General features: G+C 53.2%; 18 protein-coding genes and 1 tRNA gene. 7 read left to right on the top strand and 12 right to left on the bottom strand.

Features of this window, described 5'->3' with window-relative positions:
• Positions 1-117: 117 nt before the first annotated feature.
• Positions 118-264, bottom strand: coding sequence for an antitoxin VapB family protein (locus tag C2R22_RS24650; RefSeq protein WP_109745684.1), 147 nt, complete (start codon positions 262-264; stop codon positions 118-120).
• Between the two features lie 251 nt (positions 265-515).
• Between C2R22_RS24650 and C2R22_RS01950 the strand changes: the two genes are divergently transcribed.
• From C2R22_RS01950 to C2R22_RS01955, 3 genes are all read left to right on the top strand, one after another.
• A complete protein-coding gene (locus C2R22_RS01950) occupies positions 516-968 on the top strand; it encodes a hypothetical protein (protein WP_162562335.1) in 453 nt (150 codons plus the stop codon).
• Positions 969-1317: 349 nt separating this feature from the next.
• The gene (locus tag C2R22_RS24755; RefSeq protein ID WP_162562336.1) at positions 1318-1788 is read left to right on the top strand and encodes a hypothetical protein; all 471 of its coding nucleotides are present in this window, start codon (positions 1318-1320) and stop codon (positions 1786-1788) included.
• A 103-nt stretch (positions 1789-1891) separates the two neighbouring features.
• Positions 1892-2119 (top strand): hypothetical protein, encoded by a 228-nt coding sequence (locus tag C2R22_RS01955; RefSeq protein ID WP_103424085.1) that lies wholly within the window; start codon positions 1892-1894, stop codon positions 2117-2119.
• 63 nt (positions 2120-2182) lie between these two features.
• Here the strand turns inward: C2R22_RS01955 and C2R22_RS24760 are convergent, their stop codons facing one another.
• Complete coding sequence (locus C2R22_RS24760) at positions 2183-2557, bottom strand: hypothetical protein (RefSeq protein ID WP_162562337.1); 375 nt, start codon at positions 2555-2557, stop codon at positions 2183-2185.
• A gap of 1292 nt (positions 2558-3849) precedes the next feature.
• On the opposite strand from C2R22_RS24760, the gene C2R22_RS01965 reads away from it, so the two are divergent.
• Entirely contained in the window at positions 3850-4443 is a 594-nt protein-coding gene (locus C2R22_RS01965; RefSeq protein WP_103424087.1) for a site-specific integrase, read from the top strand.
• 141 nt (positions 4444-4584) lie between these two features.
• On the opposite strand, the gene C2R22_RS01970 is transcribed toward C2R22_RS01965, so the two are convergent.
• Positions 4585-4989 carry a hypothetical protein gene (locus C2R22_RS01970; protein WP_103424089.1) on the bottom strand — a complete coding sequence of 135 codons (405 nt, stop codon included), beginning with the start codon at positions 4987-4989 and terminating at the stop codon, positions 4585-4587.
• 310 nt (positions 4990-5299) lie between these two features.
• Here C2R22_RS01970 and C2R22_RS24765 point away from each other — a divergent pair, with 310 nt between their 5' ends.
• Positions 5300-5746, top strand: coding sequence for a hypothetical protein (locus tag C2R22_RS24765; protein WP_162562338.1), 447 nt, complete (start codon positions 5300-5302; stop codon positions 5744-5746).
• A gap of 218 nt (positions 5747-5964) precedes the next feature.
• Here the strand turns inward: C2R22_RS24765 and C2R22_RS01975 are convergent, their stop codons facing one another.
• Positions 5965-8634, bottom strand: a complete 2670-nt coding sequence (locus C2R22_RS01975) for a DUF1156 domain-containing protein (RefSeq protein WP_103424091.1) — start codon at positions 8632-8634, stop codon at positions 5965-5967.
• Between the two features lie 114 nt (positions 8635-8748).
• Between C2R22_RS01975 and C2R22_RS24770 the strand changes: the two genes are divergently transcribed.
• Complete coding sequence (locus C2R22_RS24770; protein ID WP_162562339.1) at positions 8749-9804, top strand: phospholipase D-like domain-containing protein; 1056 nt, start codon at positions 8749-8751, stop codon at positions 9802-9804.
• Here the strand turns inward: C2R22_RS24770 and C2R22_RS01980 are convergent.
• The 6 genes from C2R22_RS01980 to C2R22_RS27120 all read right to left on the bottom strand — a co-directional run bounded on the left by C2R22_RS01980 (position 9795) and on the right by C2R22_RS27120 (position 16509).
• Positions 9795-10688 carry an alkaline phosphatase gene (locus C2R22_RS01980; protein WP_103424093.1) on the bottom strand — a complete coding sequence of 298 codons (894 nt, stop codon included), beginning with the start codon at positions 10686-10688 and terminating at the stop codon, positions 9795-9797. The two genes, C2R22_RS24770 and C2R22_RS01980, sit on opposite strands and share 10 nt — an antisense overlap.
• A complete protein-coding gene (locus C2R22_RS01985; protein WP_245902853.1) occupies positions 10672-12321 on the bottom strand; it encodes a hypothetical protein in 1650 nt (549 codons plus the stop codon). Before C2R22_RS01985 ends, C2R22_RS01980 begins: the two co-directional genes overlap by 17 nt.
• Positions 12225-13196 carry a hypothetical protein gene (locus C2R22_RS26070; protein WP_245902854.1) on the bottom strand — a complete coding sequence of 324 codons (972 nt, stop codon included), beginning with the start codon at positions 13194-13196 and terminating at the stop codon, positions 12225-12227. Before C2R22_RS26070 ends, C2R22_RS01985 begins: the two co-directional genes overlap by 97 nt.
• A 434-nt stretch (positions 13197-13630) precedes the next feature.
• Complete coding sequence (locus C2R22_RS01990; RefSeq protein WP_162562340.1) at positions 13631-15865, bottom strand: DUF7845 domain-containing protein; 2235 nt, start codon at positions 15863-15865, stop codon at positions 13631-13633.
• Between the two features lie 300 nt (positions 15866-16165).
• Positions 16166-16237: transfer RNA gene (locus C2R22_RS01995), tRNA-Ala, on the bottom strand.
• Positions 16238-16278: 41 nt separating this feature from the next.
• Positions 16279-16509 carry a hypothetical protein gene (locus C2R22_RS27120; RefSeq protein WP_321169917.1) on the bottom strand — a complete coding sequence of 77 codons (231 nt, stop codon included), beginning with the start codon at positions 16507-16509 and terminating at the stop codon, positions 16279-16281.
• On the opposite strand from C2R22_RS27120, the gene C2R22_RS27125 reads away from it, so the two are divergent.
• Complete coding sequence (locus C2R22_RS27125; protein WP_321169912.1) at positions 16402-16770, top strand: ATP-binding cassette domain-containing protein; 369 nt, start codon at positions 16402-16404, stop codon at positions 16768-16770. The genes C2R22_RS27120 and C2R22_RS27125 overlap by 108 nt on opposite strands.
• Here C2R22_RS27125 and rpsJ read toward each other — a convergent pair.
• Complete coding sequence (gene rpsJ / locus C2R22_RS02005; protein ID WP_103424097.1) at positions 16733-17041, bottom strand: 30S ribosomal protein S10; 309 nt, start codon at positions 17039-17041, stop codon at positions 16733-16735. The two genes, C2R22_RS27125 and rpsJ, sit on opposite strands and share 38 nt — an antisense overlap.
• A gap of 3 nt (positions 17042-17044) precedes the next feature.
• The gene (gene tuf / locus C2R22_RS02010; RefSeq protein ID WP_103424099.1) at positions 17045-18310 is read right to left on the bottom strand and encodes a translation elongation factor EF-1 subunit alpha; all 1266 of its coding nucleotides are present in this window, start codon (positions 18308-18310) and stop codon (positions 17045-17047) included.
• Positions 18311-18327 lie beyond the last annotated feature (17 nt).

An 18327-nucleotide genomic window follows, 5' to 3' on the forward strand; every position in this document is an offset into this window, starting at 1 on the left:
CCCAAACGAAAGCATAAACAGGTGAATCCTGTAGTAACTAACGCGGGGTACTCACTCCGCCATTCAAGTGCTACCGGCGGACCCGTCCTACTTGGTTGCCGGTAGCACTCCGACGTCTTATCCAGAGACATCGTTATCTGCTTCTTCGTCTTGTTCACAGAGCCGTTGCAACAACTCGTTGAATGTTTCGCCACCTCGTTTCCTGGCCTTGACCTTCTCATAGACGTCCTTGCGAACGGACAGACTGGTCCAGTCGTTGGCCATACGACACCCATCACACTCACCGGTAAAGTAATTTGCTGTAATAGATATTCTATTATGCTTGCGTCGACAATTCTATACCAGCATAACCGGAATGGAATTATATGCCCGACTCCGGTGACCCGCGAATTGATAGAGAGCGCGGGATTCTAACGAAAACCGATCGCCAATTTCTTCTAGGACAAGTGTCGTACGAGGGCCAGCAACTACGGAACAGACGAGGCTACATCCGAGAACGGATTGCAAACGGGATAATGGATTTCACGATAATAAATAACCAGCTGACCCCCCGAGATCGAAACCAGATATTTTCAGATTTACAGTATGAGCCTGGGGAAACAATCGGTGGTGACATTCAAGCGAGTCCTAGCTTTTTATTACCTGGTATGGTCGACGCCCTTTCGTTCCTCTACAAAGGTTCCATTGATCAGAACATCCCGTTTGAAATACTCGTAGAACGTGGTGTGAGAAAAGCGATTAATCAGGAGAAGGGTGCTCAGTTTGGGGTATTAAATGTGGATCTTGATATCGAGTATGTTAATCAACATAATGTCGAAGGTTTATTAGAAAGACTGGATGCTGGAGAAGAGATTACAAATCGAGAAGCCGAGACGGTTGTACGGTACCTGTTCAGGAACCCTGGCCTAATCGATGAAAAATACGACAAGAGTAAGATTGTGAAAATAATTACAGACATGGTTGATTGAGTCGGGCATTCTCGTTGGCCAGCGACGACAGAATCTACTTCTCGAATTTTCTTCCCAACCGTCTCTTAGCTAAGACACAACCATAGGCTAGATTTCAGCCCACTTATTCCTGCTAGCAGCTAGCAGGGATAGCGGTTCCCTCGGGTGACCTGCGTCAGTGTGCCTTCTCGAATGATCCGACCCTCACACGTAGAGTCTACGTAGTAAATTGTTGGATAGACGTTGGTCTGATGTTGACCAGGGCTTGAAGCACACGGAGACGTAACAGTCAACGTGGTCATCCATGATTCGTGCGTTAATAGATCGCGTATGTCGGCTTCGCCACTCTGTCCAGTACGAGGTTCAACGGATGACCTACAAAGGTGGGTGGGAGAATTATCGTGGGGCAAGTTTTGATACGCCACCAGCAAAACCTCATGAGGATTCTGAGCTACAGATAACCGGTTCAGAAGAAGGGAGATTCCGATGCATTCGCCGAGTGGATGGTCGTATTGAGTCAACCACATGGAAGTACGAAACCGCTGGTGCTGATGATCTATATTCTCGTGAACGACGCAAGGCATCCCAGCGAGAACGACTCAAAGATATGAACATTGACGAGCTTCGTGCTGAACTGGACAACAGAGAATTAGATTGTCTATCATTTGACGAAGTGATGCGTGAATTCGTTGGTCAACGGGATACGGTCAGCACATGCGAGGATTCGGAAGCAGAGATGCCGATGTTCGCTGAAGGGTTAATTAAGGAGATTGCCGACCGGGATGGTCCAGGTAGAGCTTTGACCGAGTTCCGTGAATTGAAAGAAGCTACGCGAGATTAGACTTACTGCGAAGGGTTGAGTGGTCGTCACGACCCACAAGACCCACATTCTGGTCATTTACCCGCGGAAAACTGTCATAAGGAGTCCGTCGCTACTACTTGTCATGGACTTTCAGTCCAAAACCGGAAGTCAGGACGCAAGTACTGATTCCGACAAGAGTTCGGCAATCAAACTGGATCGCGAAACACTCCGCAGAGTCGACCATGCTCTAAATGGCACTATCGACGTGGATCTCTCTAAGCTTGATCCAGATGACAAGCTCACCCTACTTATAGAGCGTTACAACAGAAAAATGCGCGAATTGAACAACCTCAAAGCTCAAGATCAGTAACTTCGGAAGGACTCAAATCGCTCGCTCGATATCCAGTTGACGTACTCGACTTATCGGTCGGTACTATTGAACGAAATCTATCGGATCTACTCCGCATTCATGCGTGAGTGATGTAACTAATGTACTTGGTCTGTTGTCCTTAACGACATTATACGTACTCTCTTCTTCCACCACACCTTGCCAAAGTTTGTCCTCTCCTGTTGAATCTGGATAGTATAGAGGTCGGTCAAATGTCTTCCTCACACGGAAGTCATGTAGACCGATGGACTGCGGTGGTGTTGCGTACTCCCATCTGAGATGCCAGTGTTCAGTGCCCTCGTACTTTCTAATATCGTTCCAGTGGGTCGTTGCGTCCCCAATTGGTTCACCGTTTATGAAGAATTCGTATGAGACTGCGTCGCGGAATTGTTGCAGTACATCTGGTCCTTCGTCAGCCACGGTCCGCCACCCAAAGCGGTGGATTATCCATGAGGACTCGCTAATTGGTGGGTTGCCCAGAGAGTAATCGGCGTAGGGAGTTACGACCTCTGTGTTCACCTCTCTGTTTGGAAGTTGTCCTGTGTGCCGGCGCACAGAATCGTGTCTTCTCACAGTACTTGCCGTCGAAAAGGCGGATCCAATCGCTCCGGATCCGACTACGCGGAGAAAATGGCGTCGGTTCATTTAAGAATCAGCCTGCGCTCTCACACATTCCAGTATTTTCCAACAGTCCTCTCTGAACGACGCTGTTGGGTTCTCAGGGTCGTAGGCTTCGTCTCTAAGAGGGTCACTACCCCGTTCGTACGCCTCTGTGCAGGCATCTCTGATCGTTGATTCACATCGGTCGTATGCCGCCGCAACATCAGTGAACGCCCGATCTAGTCGCTGTTCAGATTCGGTTCGAAATGGCTTTCCCTCAAGACGTTTCGACTCCACCTCGCCGTACGCTACGTACTGACGGACTACCGCGAAGCGATATTCAAGTGGCTTGAGGGGAGGTAACTCTGGCAGCCGTTTAGCAGCCGCAAACGCAACGCTTCGATCCGCTCGATCGAGTGCGTTCGGTGGGACACTGTAAAGCGTAGGTTTGCTTGATCCGAACGGATTTACTTCTCCGCCCCACTTTTCATTGATTCTCTCAAATTCATCGGGAGTATCATTCTTACCACACATGATTGGATTCGAATGTACTTTTTTCGAGAACACATTATACCCGTCGTGGGCTAGACCGCCCCTAGAATTTTCCTAGCTCTCAGCGAGTCTCCCCAAAATGTTCCTATTCTCAGAGAGCTTCTAGTAAAGTTGGCCTATGTTGTCCAGTGTGATCCTATGTCTCGTATAGGTCAACCAATCCTCACCCGTTTAATATATCCTCTGTAGTGATTCTCCTACATGTCATCGGAGCTGTTGGACTACACGGACGACATTCGTCAGGAACTCACGTCTGGTCGTCGAACGATTTCAAACAGGGATGGACTCGAGCGGTGGAGGGCAAGGAGTACGATGGAGACGAGACGCTTGATGTGCTAACATGGAATAACCTCGGATGGAGGTTCGGGAAAATTTTCGGAGAAGTGCCCGATGAAATACGCGATTCCATGAGCGACTGGTGCGAGCGACAACACTCGTTCACAGACCAGTAATCGACTTGTGTCACAACCCGATTACGAATGGTCCGCTTTCCCCGGCCAAAGCCGATATCTGGTCTCGTTGACCGAAAGAACTAGACGTATTCTCTGTGATATCCGATTATGGTTCGTGTCGACGACGCGGGAGACGTCACGAAGTGCTGGCTGTCCCCTGGTGAGCTTTCGACTCTCGAGCGGTCAGCTGGGAAAGACGGTTGGGAACGAGAGATCGCAGTCCAACTGATGGGGCGATGTGGCCTTCGAGCGTCCGAAGTGAGCTACCCCGGTGACGACCACCTTCGCTACTCAGAAGAGGGCAGTGTGTGGCTGTTCGAGGTCCGCGGAAAGAACACGAAGGGTGGCGATCGTAAAACACGAGATGCTTGGATGCCCGATCACGTCGCCGACGACGTCCACAAGTACAGCCGTGAGCGGCGACTGGATCCATCGGAGTCGTGGGTCGACGTGAGTACGCCGTCGGTTCGTCGATGGGTGAAAGAAGCGGGAGAGGTGATTGCTGAGGATCTGGACGAACCACGGTGGCTGTCTGTGTCCTCGCACGACCTCAGGCGCTCGTGGGCGACGTACCACCTCGTCGAGCGGCAGGTCGACGTTCGGACGATGATGGCCATTGGTGGGTGGAGTGATTATTCAGCAATTGAACCATATCTTGCGGAACCAACCGAGGCGCGGATTGGAGAGGCAATGGGAACGTAGAGTTCCACGAGACACGCGACGGGTGTACAGACCTACAGCCGTCCGACTATCGGTTTAGAAGAAGTCGTGAGTAGGCTGGAAGAGTACGAGCGAGCGGGAGGCAGAGCTGAAGAAGCCTGTGAAGTTCGTGTTGCTGCTCAACTAGGACTGTACGTTTAAGTTGCTCGAGTACCAGCCTGGACCGCTTTGCTCCATACTCCCGTGGAAGATTCGATTGAGTTTGATTGGTTCATCGCCAGTCGGGATTACAGGGCCACTCCAGTTTTCGACATCGTCCACAACAAACTGGACACGTGGATTCCGCAAACTGAGGTAATTGACCCTGTCACGGAGTAGTCGGTGAATGTAGTCACATGCTACGTCTGCGTCATCGACCCCTAATAGATAGTCATCAAGTCCTCGAACAGTCATATCAAGCGGGATTTCCTCTCGACGCTTAAGTCGCCTAAGAAACTCGACGATACTCATCTCTTCGTCGAACATCCCATAGTCGTCTAAGGCGTCTTCATCAATCACGTGGTAACCGATGTCGAGGTCGGAGGCCATTTGGATGTATGCTATTGTGTCATCATCTGTCTTAAATTTCCAGTTCAAACCAACAACAGGACGTCAATGATGTTAACACTATCTTACAAGAAATCGTTGACTTCTAACTGAGTGTCCGTACGCTCTGCAACGTAGTCCGCGAGGCTCGTGTACTCGGCATCATTCTTGACTGGTGGGGAAATTACTAAATTCGTTCATGTTGGTGATACTGAGTTACAGTAACAGGCGAGTGGAGTGTGGAGAAGACAAATGACATGGACATATTATTTCAAGGTGGATTTAATACGGACTATTGTCACTACATTAGTGAATGAATCCCGCTGACGCAACTGTATTTTGGATTGAAACAGGCGCGATGCAAGGAGAGAAACGGTATATTTTGGAAGTTGCGGAACACTTAGCCGAATTCTTTGACGAGAGAGGCCGAAAAGACGGCACTATTGCTATCGGTCATCAAGGGACTGTTTGGCCGAGTCAAGAATTTAAACCTCACGATTCGGACCACTATTCGCCTCAGTGGCGAATCTTTCTCCCTCGCGCATTTAGTCAGTTCTCACCGACTTATTACCCGAACAAGGTAGCACGGTTTGAGAAAGACACTACAGACGGTCAATGGTACACTGGACCATATTATGATTTAGTACTCAGAAATCCGTCACATACTGATGTTGATCGCTGGAGAAAAAATACTGAATCACAAGGGTTCAGAGATTTCACTGGGCAAGGAGACACTGGGCGAGAATTTGGATATTATTGATTGATAAGACTGATCAGTTTTAATATACAAAAAGATGAGGGATCATCATGGGCAGTTTAGGTCCCTCATCACAGTAGCATGTCTCCTTCGTGTTGAATTCATCGATTGCGTAGTAACCGATGACAAAATCTAGGCTTATTGAGAGTATGTTTTGATAGCGTGTTATGAGCTAAACTACCATTGGAAACTAGATTAGTGAACGTAGAAATTATCAATCCTCAGAAGAAGTCGTCGAACTCCAACTGAGTGTCCGTACGTTCAGCCACGTAGTCCGCGATGTTCGCGTACTCGTCGTCGTTTTCTATATCGGCTAGTCGCCGAAGTGCTGCAATAGCACCCTCGTCGGTCCACTTACCAAATTGCTGTGAGAGCTTGTCCGCCTCAAACAAGTAACGGAGGTAGTGGGCTTTGTCGATTGCAAGGGGATTCCTCTTGTTCTCGATGCGCTCAGCGCGCCTGAGCGGCCCGAGTACATTAAGTGAATCACCTTCTTGTTCTAGGAGTCCTTCACGGACAAGTTCAGCCACGTCGATTCCACGGGTTCGAAGATCTTTGTTGAGCGCATTGTACGAGATGCTGCCACCTCGCCCGAGAACGTAGGTGAGGTAGATTGCACTCAGAGTGTCCATTTCATCACCGAGGATTTGGACACGTTCCTCCATGAGCTGCTCATCGACGATGCCACGGATGGTTTCGAGAGCCTTCTCCACCGACATCGTACCACCCTTGTGGGTGACGCTCGGGTAGTGCTGTGAGAACACCTCCAAGCACTTGCCCATTGTGACCGCAAAGATGTCCCCTTGTGTGAGCCGAGAACCGCTCTGTTCGAGGCGCTCGATCTCTTGACTCGCTCGGAAGTAGATGTCATCCTCGATCGAACGCCAGCTCACTTCCTCGGGTTGCTCTTCCCGGTCTCGACACACCACGATCATGTCGTACTCAATGTTTGCCTTGTCGTGGATGTGGGTGCTCCCGCGCATTTCACCACGAATCGGATAGAGTGCCGTGACGTAGAACCCAGCATCGAGAACAGACTGGAGCACGGTACTCCAACCCTCAGTCTCTTTATGATGGAAGGTGAACGCCATAATTCCACCCTCCTTGAGCTTCTGATTGGCCTGGTCAAAGACGTTAGTGAGCCCAGTGACAAAGTGGTCTTTGTCTCGGTACGTGTCAACGCTATCTTCGCCTGCCGGGTCACTCACGATTTCACTCGCTTTCGGCGTGAGGTCTGCGGTAAAGTGCTCGTACTCATCCTCGAGCACCTGCTTGAGCCAGACATAGTAGAAGTCCGCCGTCTCCGAGTACATCACATTGTCAAAGTAGGGCGGATCAGTAATGACAGCGTCAACGCTGTTGTCGTCTATCGGGAGGTATTCTGAGGTACCACAACGGAGATGTACATTATAGGTGGCATCAGTACTATCCCCAACAGGCTCGCCTATTTTGTCTGGATTGTCTGTCACGAACCCCTCAATTTTCCCCACACCATCCCGTTGCTTTGTTTCCCCATCCTCAACGTACTTTTCATACGGGTTCAGACAGAATTCTTTGCCTGCTCGCATCTTTTCAAATTCGGTACTAAACGTAGCGGCCCCCGCATCGGTGCCCCACACGTTGTTCTCGACAGGGGTGTGCCGTGCAGTGATGGTGTGGCGTTTGTACATCCCCTGAATCTTGTTCGCAGAGGTGTGGTACTCACAGAACATATTATTGAATGTTGTCGTGTCTGAGAACGCCAATAGGAGGAATTCCTTCACATTCTGATCTTCAATCTGTGAAATACCATCAAGGAGCTTCCCGAGACAGAGCAACTGTCGATCATTGAACATCTGATCGTATCGCTCATAGCCATGGTTCCGTGCCCGATCGGAGCTACCTCGGTAACGCTCTGTTGTTGGGATGGGCAACGAGTCCATTTTTTCTCCAAGCTCTTCTTCTGCTGCCTCGAACAATTCTCGATCGAATTCAGTTACGGACTTGTATCCTTTCTTTTCTGTTTCAGGGCAATAGTATTCGACCGCAAAGAGAGATTTTTCAGCTCGTCCAAACCGCTTGACACTCTCGATAATGGACATTTCAGGGTGTTCGTCGCAATGAGGGCATGTGTATTTACCACGGGAAACATGCCCCGCATCGCTAGGTGTGTACTCGTGAGTACAATCTGGGCAGCTTGTCTCTGTCCTATAGTCGTCCGTCGTGTGGACGTTCCAACAGTCGGGACACACAACGTGGTAAAAACTATCTTTGGAGGATCGAGCGTTTGCTAACCTGTAGTCTTTGAATAAGGGAACATTTTCTCCACAGTTTCTACAGGGCAGTTCATCGACCCAGAAGTAGTACATTGCATCTGCGTGTTCATCGCAGTGCGGACATTCCGTTCTATAGTAATCTTGAATCTCTTGTCCAACGTCTTCTTCGAGTTTATTATAGGCCGAATCAAGTTCGTCGAGGTTAACTGGTTCAACCTCCTTCTTAACAACGAACCATGCGACTGGGTTCAACTCACTCCCAATCGCATTGCAGCCCATCCTGAGAGACTCTACAATAGTCGTCCCACCACCCATGAACGGGTCAAGGACAGTTTTTCCGTCAAAGTCGAGATCTTCAAGATAGTACTCCCAGAGAGAGTCCGGACTGTCCCAGTCTACCTCTGGGAGCCCGTTGTTTTCAGCAAACGTGGCCTGGCGTAGCCCTGCTACATTCATATCCTCGTCAGCCAGCGCGTAGATTAGCATAGTCCTGAAGACTGAGCCGAGGCGCCTGGCCCACCATTTGTGCATTGTGTACACTGGCCGGTAGTAGCGTTTGGCGTGTGCTTCGCGTTCAGCGATTGTGTTGACTTCTTCTATGGGGAAAGAAACCTCAATTGGGCGCCTATCGTTCATGGTAAATAGATGAACGGGACTTGTTCCCGGTCATAAATAAGTGGTCGCACTACGTCTTCGGCTGCACCCCAAATCGTAGAAAAGAATTACCTGACAGTTAGTCTATCATCCAGCATGCTGCTCCCAAGTGGCCCAGGTATTTCGCCGAATTATGGGCAAGAAATATTTGAGACCATCTCAGAATTTGACCAACCGATTAACGCTGGGGTTGCGTTCCCATTCGTCACGACCGACGGGTTGGACAATTATTGCTACAACAATTCAGGGGATGATTGGCGGGAGATCTGTGACTCCCAGTGGATAATCGGACTCAATCAGGGAATCACAACACCGAATGCATTAGAGGAACTCTTATCGAAAAGTCGGACTGATGTGAGGTTGTTTCTTCCCCGGGGGGAAGTCACTGAACAAGCCTTACGAAGAGGGCCTTATTTGCATGCAAAAGTGGGTGGCTTCTACTCTGAATCTACCAAGGATCAGATTTGTCTATTCGTTACCTCCGCAAACGCAACAGGGGCTGCGATGAGTTCCCACCCGAAAAACTTCGAGATGGGTTCAAAATTATCATATCCTGACCGGATCGGTGCGGATGATATCAGGATATTCCGTCAGTGGTGGGAAGAAGTCTCATCTAACACAGTCACATTGACTGAGGATCTAATTCGCGACTATGAGAGTGTTCGGAGTAATGTTCCAACCTCACCACCAGAAGCTGAACAAAGCGATGTGCAACGAATAACCACCTCTTCTGATGCCAAATACATGTGGACAGAGACGGGGGCTATGCAGGGCCAGATGAGGTACATTTTGGAGATTAAAGAGGAACTCGCAGACTTCTTCGAAGAAAAGACCCCCTCCGATTCGTACATCACGATTGAGTTCCGTGGTAACAGAGAGTCACGAAAACTCACATATCACGAGGGACATTATTCTCCACAATGGCGTGTGTTCTTGCCAACCAATTTCCCAGCACACAACGAAGACTTCTACCGTTACAAGGTAGCACTGTTTGAGGAGCGGTTTACCGACAACGGTTCACGATACTACAGACTCCAGATCCGCAATAGGAATCACACAGATGTTGAGAGTTGGCGTCAGCAAGCGATTCAGAATGGGGTGAACGACGAGACGGGTGGTGGTGGAGATAGTAGAGAATACGGTTATTGGTGAGTGACCTCGATCCGTGGAGTAAGACATTCGTGTATGCTGAGGCCACCGTGCTGGTACGTCGAATACTTCCCTCTTCGTGGCCACGTGTACCGTCCGAGGGGCATGTAGAAGCCGTCGGCTTCGGCAACGTAACCTTTCTCAACGAGGTCGTCAGCATCGACCTCGCCAACACTCTGGAACCGTCCGCCAGTGAATGTCTCCTGTAACCGCTTTTTCCAGCGATCACTCACACCGAACGTGTGGCCAGAGTCTAGCCGTACGTACCCGTGGTCGGAGCCAAAGACAATGCGATCTGCATCAAGTTGGTCAACGATGGAGAGGAGCGCTCGCTCTGTCTTCTCGAACACCTCATCAAGAGAAGAGAGCTCCGTCTTCCCCTCCTGAATCGATTCGAGTAGTGCATCCGGATATCTACACCAAATGAGTTGTTCGTCGCCGTCAAGCGACGGATCCTGGCTCTTGACACTCGCTGTCTTGTGCTCGCTCTTGAGATCGGAGTATCCCACACGGTCACGATACGGAGTTGTCTCTGAGGGCACCGTGGAGAAGGAGTAGCCGACATTCGGTGTGAAACCCTTCGCCCCCAACGTCCGAACGAACAGCGACGCCTCACGGACGCTCATAGCATCCATCACCACGAACGCGCCATCGTCCGGGATGTCTATCGAGGCTTGATGGACACAACGGTCGGCTAGGATGTCGTAGAACTCCGAGTACACATCTAACAGGGTTCTCTCGTACCCGACCGCGGTAGGCTCACGGGCGTAGTGCTCACCTATGTCTTCCGCAGCTGGGGCCCAGATGTCCCAGAGGGAATCCCAGACGACAGGGATGGGATCATCTTCTTCAATGAGTCGCTCGATTGCGTTATTCGTCAGTTTCACTCTCAATCACCAGGTCAGCACCGATGTGGTTTGCACTCGGGAGCTTCTGAAGGAATTCTATGAGCTCCTCCTTAGAGAGGTCAGCCAAATCGTACGAGAGGTCGATGTGAGTCACTGTATCCTCGCTCTCACTAATTCTCGACTCAGCCATACTGCGAAGTACGCGACCGGAGTTTCCCTCTAGGTAGACGTTCTTCGTGGTGGAGGTTGTCCCGATCGTGGTTCCTCCACCGCCACCACCAGTCGCTCCGGTGGATGTCGTTCCGGAACCACCTCCTCCACCGGATCCGGTGCCTGCAGTAGTGGTGCCACCTGTCTGTCCTGTTCCCCCTTCCGTCCCCCTTGTAGATGTTGTCGTCTTTTCTTCCTCGAATATCGCGTCATCTAGCGAGTCAGGGTGACGGATGACGAGCGAATCCTCAAGGTCAGGCATACGATCACCCTTGTGGGGGACGTAGAACTTAGCGTGGTCTCCTTCAAGTACGATCTTCTCGTCGTCGTAGAGCTTTCTGACCGCTGAATAGAACAGGTTGTCGTCAATGAGCACAGGCATCCTGCGGAATGCCTTGAAGTCGTTTTTCATCGACTTCAGGGTGATGCCGTTCGCTGTTCCTTCGACCTCATCAAGGATCGTCTCACTGACGTAGGTCTTGTCACGCCCGACACTGTTTTCAACATCGCTGACACGGGCTGCGACGTTCTTTCGTCGCATTCGCAGGTCACCACTCGGGTCCACGCTCCACTTCACCCACTTCCCGTATCTGTCGGAGAGTTCGTTGGTGAGTTCCCGGCGCTCGTCACGAATCAGACGCGACAACTCTCCTTTGTCGTCATCGACCTTACCTTGGAGATTCTGTGCACCCAAGACCCGTGCTGCCTTCTTGATGATGTCCTCATCCTCGAGAAGCTGCTTTTTTGGGGTGACGAACAACACCGTGTTTTGGTACGTTCGTCCCTCGAAGAACTCACTCAGCTCTGCCTCAAGCGTCCCGTTCGAGAGGTAACTGAGAGTAACAACAACAGAGAGAGAATCGTTGTCAGGAATATCGTCGTTTGGGTGCACGAGCACATCCCCATCCCAGACATCGTTTCGAACGATATCGACGAGTGTCTCCTCAATGGATGCCGAGTCATCCTCCAAAACCCGGTTCTGTTCCCGGGTGACAAGCGCAGTCAGCTTGGGGTCTTCTGTGATGTAGTAACTCGCACCACCGGAGTCCCGATCAAGATAGTGAGCCGTCCCATAAAGGCTGCTCAACGACATGTTGAGTTTGTCTACGGATGATTTCTCGGGTTTGAACGTCCCGAGGAGGCATTGCGTCACGGTTGCCATCTGTGACCGCTCATCCAATGTGTAGAGCAGAATTGTTCGGAGCAGGTCATCCCCAAAGTCGATGTCCTTCACGTGGTCTCGGTCAGAGACATAGCGGTTGAACAGCGTCTGGTTCATACCACGGAAGGCAGCTGGCCTGATGTCGCACGTAACAATGAGATCCGTTTCGTCGTACTTCCGACTGACTGTGTCTGCGAGAACGTTCATCGCGCCACGAACACTCTGTTGTTCCCGACCCGCCTCATACAGGCGGTCGAGGAGTTCGAGAAGTTCGGGGTGGAACGGATACGTCTCCACCATCCGATTCTCGTATCGCTGGAGCTCACCCAATTCCTCGGGGTTAATTGGGTTGTTGTAGTGGTCGGTATAGTTCTCGACGACATCGCGTACACCAGATTCATCAATTTCCTCACGGGGGTTTCGAAGAGTCGGTGAAGGATAATGCGTTCACGGTCTCCCGTGTCGTTCATGTCTACTGCGTAGGGGTTTGTCCGGTTGAGGATGCGTTTGAACCCGGGACTCTTATCGAGCAGAGTGACGAATACGAACAGGTTCCTCTCAGGGTCGTTTGCGACCTCAAGTAGATTCTGAAGGAAGAACTCGTTCCGTTCGAGGAGTTCACCGTCTTCGTCTCTGTCGAAGGATTCCCACCAGGTCTCGATTTCATCGAAGAAAATGGCGACTGTGTCATCTCCAACTAATGCTTCGATGTGCTCCGTTGTGGGGTACCGCTTGATCCCTTCGAGGATTTCGGAGCCGTTGAGATTGTCAAAAATCGGCTCCCAAATTTGGTCAGCGTCCGTTTCGCTGGTTGATAGAATCGATGCCCGTGTGGTGTCCGGAAGTGGAAGGTCAATATTCCATTCGGCAAGCCAGTCTTTGCTAATGTTCGGACTGTTGAACAAGTGATAGAGAGTAATCAGACCATGCGACTTCCCTGCACCGTATGGCCCTGAAAGTGTAATTCCCCCCTGGCTGTCGCTACCTCGAAGCTTGTCGTCAACGCGCTCAAAGGCAGTCTGTAGGGCGTTCGATGGGTAGGTCATCGAGAGGAGTCTTGTAGGATCATTCTCCAAGCGATCGGCGGAGTCACCGACTTTGTGGGCTTGAAGTACCCCTTGGAATTGGCCCTCAATTACCTCCTCGCGGGGCTGGAGGAGATCTGCGATTTGCATATACTCGTCCGTGTCACCACCAGCACTTGATGCTTTGCACAGCACCGTGTAGATAAGCGAGTTTGAGGATCGAGAACTGTCGGGTTGAACTATAGCCGAAAGCCCAGGTCATATCACTACCACCCGAAGTAGAGATATTTGTTCCGTTCTGTCAATGTAACAAGGCGCGCCGGGTCAGGCGCGCCGACAGACCACCGTGTCCGCGGTTCATCCCCTCGCGCGAAGCAAGAGGGGTAGTTTTCTGCAAGTGGCTTCTTAGCCACACCCCTAACGGAGAAGTGGGTACCCCGTGTCGAAGTTACAGAGAGACACGTTCGCAGCAGCTATTCAGTGATCATGAACCACCGGTGAGTACCCACTATCTGAGCCAAAAACAAGCAAAAAGAACCGCTAACTGGTGTGTTGGATAGTGATGCCTCTCACCAGTCACTTCGCTATCCGGGCTTTCCGAGCGCGTCAGCGAAGTTCTTCGGTGCGTACATCGTGCCGTCGACGAGCTTCACGACAGGCGCGAATTCGAACCCGAAGCGACGGATCCTCTCTCCCGTTACTTCGGCCCAGCGGGCAGCGCCTTCTAGAAGCAGTCTACGCGCCTCACGGAAGTCTGCCGGCCTGAATCCGAACTCTAACACATCCGGATCTGCCCCCTCTGTTTCCCGAATACTGCCTCCGTACCGATCGAGAAATCGTGTCCACGGATCGTCCCGTTCACCGTAGGTCTCTGCACGGAATAGCGCATCCAGTGCTCCCTCGAGACCTTCGTGGATACTGTCCTTGATTGAGTCGATGTATCCAACCATCTCCTGAGCGATGTACTTCGAGGCGATCTGGAGCTCGCCGTAGGTGTGCTCGACGAGCGGTCCGAGCCGTTTCAGTGCTCGATAGACCGTATCGATACTGACACTGATGGCCCGCGCGAGGTCTTTCGGTGACATCGTTCCTCCATCCGTCAGGAGGGTATCGACGATCTCCGCATCTGTCTCGTTCATCTGGCTCGCGATACCGAACACCTGGGCATCCTGCTTCTCCTTAATCATCGGCAATCGGTTTCGGAGGAGCTTTCGCCACCGGCTGGACCCTTCAACTTCGAAGTAGTCGTCAGCCACGTAGAACTGCGAATCTGGTCGCGTGGGAATATCTGACCACTCAAGAACGTTCAGCAGCGTCTCGTCCAGTTCGCGCTCGAGTTGGTCGAGATCGTCCCAGTACAACGTCTCGTTGTGGACTGAGTTCTGAAACGAGACACAAATTTTGGGATTCTCAAGCGGTGTCCCCTCCACCGCGTCGGGGCTCTGCACATGGTAATGCTTGATTTCCTTGGCGAGCCGATGACCGCCGATGAGTTCACTGGCTCGCATCGATCCGATCGTTGCCGTGTGGTAGTATCCTGGGCACTCGCGATCGTCTCGGACTGTCTTGGCGTACCCTTCGCGGTCACCAGATAAAAGCAAAGAGATACGATGAATAATGCCATCATACGCGATGACCTTGCCCGTCTTTCCGTCCACGACGCGAACAAGCAACTCAGCATCGACGATGTTGGAAGTCGGATGAGTTGCCTCGGGGTCGAAGTCTTTTGGATGAATCGTGGTGGGACTATTGAAGCGGAACCCTTGCTTATCCGCCAGCGAAGCTAACGCACGCTGCAGGACGTGAGGGTACTGTTCGAAGTCCCAGTTCGCCCCCTCCATCTCGATGTCATATCCCTCGATATCACACGGGTTGGACATCGACCGAGCACCCTCGATTGTCTCGATGTCGGGCCATCGTGGGGAGATACGGAAGTACGCCCGCTTCCGCGCCTCTTTTTTGGCGTCCGACCACGAGGAGTACGCGTTCGGATAGACGTACACGAGATACTCGCGGACCTCGTCGAGACGGAAGCTCGGATCGTCGCGAGAGGCGATACCGCAGCCTTTGAATCCGAATTCAACAGCCCACTCGTCGCCATCAATCTCCACATCAGTGCGGAGACGACCGTGCGTCTCGAAGTCGTGCTCCTTCTGCAGGGAGTTCAGACCGAAGTAGGAGCGAAGCGGATTGTCGAGGTACGAACAGTCCCATTTGAGATATGCATGGAATTCGTGAGGCTGTGGTTCGATAAATAGCCTCGATACCCCTTCCTCCCCGTCATCTTTAGCTTCACCTTCGACCTCCTGGCCGGGTGGAGATTCGTCGTCGATTGTCTCGTTCGTCTGCCCTCGATGCTGTGTTCGCTTCTGAGCGGCCCGGTACGCCTCACAGCCGTTCAGATGAGCTTCGAGGTCCGCCCTTCGGGTAATGGGATGCTTGCAGTAGCGGCAGTGTGCGACACGCTCGGAAGGACAGATGCCTTCATGCGCTCTCGCGTCGAACTCGTCATCGAAGCGAAGCCGACAGAATCGGCACTCTGCAACGTGAGTCGACGTGCGAGAGAGGGTCGATCTGACAGAGCGGCATTCACTCGTCTGCTGGCTTGATTGTGTCTCTGCAGTCGTGCGCTCTCCCGTTTCCCGGTTGGTCGGTGCGTTAGCGGACGCACTTCTCGTGTTAACTTGATCTGATCCCGCTTCCTTTCTGAGGGCATCTGCTTCGGGTTGCTCGACCGCGGACTCGATATTACTTTGATTGTCGGTTGTGACGGCTTCAGCTGCATCAAGTTGGTCGAAGAGATCGTCTGGCCCCGTCATGCCGACCACCTCCGATTGAGGTTGCCGACAGGGTGAAGCGTCTCAGGAGTGAGCCTATATAAATGGAAGCACGGATATTCAGTTACCGCCGCCGAACATCTGGCACATGGTGTTCTGAAACCAGCAGGCGAACCGCTGCACTCATTCTCACAAACCGCGGGACGCAGGAGGTGTAAACAGGGGACCGGTTCAACTCGCGCTGTCGGCTGGTTTCTGAGACCGAGCGAGAACCTGGAATTTAGCGAGAGAGAGTCGCTAAAACTCGATATGAGTAAAATTCGATAAAACGAAGGATTCTGATGGACTCGCCGGGATTTGAACCCGGGGCCTCTTCCTTGCGAAGGAAGCGATCTGCCACTGATCTACGAGCCCGCACTCGTCGAAAGTCCGGCACGGCACTTGAGCGTTCTGTTTCATCGGCGAATCGCGAGCGCGTCGAGGGGGAACCGGTCGCACAGCCGGTCGAGTCGGTGGCGTTCGACCGCGTCACGTTCGCCTACGAGGGGAGCCACGAACCGGTCCTCAGAGACGTCTCGCTGGCCGTCGAACGCGGGGAGTTCGTCGCACTCGTCGGCGGGTCCGGCGCGGGCAAGTCGACGCTGCTCTCGTTGCTCGCGGGGCTGTACGACCCGACGAGCGGCCACGTCCGCGTCGACGGCCGACCGCTGTCCCTATCCTCGACGACGGCGAGGTGGTCGAGAGCGGCCCGCACGACGCGCTCATCGCCCGTCACGGGCAGTACAGTCGGCTGTACGAGGCACAGACGACGAGCGTCAGGACCTGATGCAATCGGAATACAGAGCTATCGCTCGGAGTCGAAACGAAGAGAAAAACCGAGACGAACTGAGGGTGCCTTAGCGCAGCGCTTCAGTCCTCGAGGACGATCTCGATCGAGACGTCGTTAGGGACCTGGATACGCATTAGCTGCCGCAGCGCGCGTTCGTCGGCGTCGATGTCGATGAGACGCTTGTGGACACGCATCTCCCAGTGCTCCCACGTAGCGGTCCCTTCCCCGTCCGGGGATTTTCGGGTCGGCACTTCGAGCGTCTTCGTCGGCAGCGGGATGGGCCCGCTGAGATTGACTCCCGTCTTGTTGGCGATTTCGCGGACGTCGCCACAGATGGAGTCGAGGTCTTCGGGACTCGTGCCGGCGAGTCGAACGCGTGCCTGCTGCATCGGTTATCGCTCGGTGACCTCGAGCACCTTGCCGGCGGCGATGGTCTGACCCATGTCGCGGATGGCGAAGCTGCCGAGTTCGGGGATCTCACCGGACGGCTCGATGCTGAGGGGCTTCTGGGGACGCACCGTCACGACGGCGGCGTCACCCGACTTGATGAAGTCGGGGTTCTCCTCTGCGACCTCGCCCGTCTTGGGGTTGATCTTCTGGTCGATGGCCTCGATGGTACACGCGACCTGCGCCGTGTGGGCGTGGAAGACCGGCGTGTAGCCCGCGGTGATGACCGAGGGGTGCTGCATGACGACGATCTGGGCCTTGAACGTCTCGGCGACCGTCGGCGGGTCGTCGGCGGGGCCACAGACGTCGCCGCGGCGGATGTCGTCCTTGCCGACGCCGCGGACGTTGAATCCGACGTTGTCACCGGGGCCGGCCTGGTCGACCTCTTCGTGGTGCATCTCGACCGTCTTCACCTCGCCGCCGACGTCCGACGGCTGGAAGGAGACGTTGTCACCGGGGTTCAGGGTACCCGTCTCGATTCGGCCGACGGGAACCGTCCCGATGCCGGAGATGGTGTAGACGTCCTGGATGGGGAGTCGAAGCGGCGCGTTCGTCGGCGGCTCCGGCTCCGGCAGGTCGTTGAGGGCCTCGAGGAGAATCGGGCCGTCGTACCACGACATCGCACCCGTGCGCTCGGCGATGTTGTCGCCCTCGAACGCGGAGATTGGGACGAACGTCGCGTCGTCGGACTTGAAGCGGACCTGCTTGAGGAGCTTCTGGACCTCCTCCTTGACCTCCTCGTAGGTGTCCTCGGAGTAGTCGACGACGTCCATCTTGTTGACCGCGATGATGAGCTCGTTGATACCGAGCGTACGGGCCAAGAAGACGTGCTCGCGGGTCTGGGGGGCGACGCCGTCGTCGGCGGCGACGACGAGCACCGCGTTGTCGGCCTGCGAGGCGCCCGTGATCATGTTCTTCACGAAGTCACGGTGGCCCGGACAGTCGACGATGGTGAAGTAGTACTGATCCGTGTCGAACTCCTGGTGGGCGATGTCGATGGTGACCCCGCGCTCGCGCTCCTCGGCGAGGTTGTCCATCACGTAGGCGAACTCGAAGCCGCCCTTGCCCTTCTCCTCGGCCTCCTCTCGGTACTGCTCGATGACGTGCTCCGGTACGGAGCCTGTCTCGAACAGGAGGCGGCCGACCAGCGTACTCTTTCCGTGGTCAACGTGGCCGATAATGGCCAGGTTCTGGTGCGGTTTGTCACTCATGGTGAAGTCACGCGCTA

It is taken from the genome of Salinigranum rubrum (genome assembly GCF_002906575.1).
GTDB classification, from domain to species: Archaea; Halobacteriota; Halobacteria; order Halobacteriales; family Haloferacaceae; genus Salinigranum; species Salinigranum rubrum.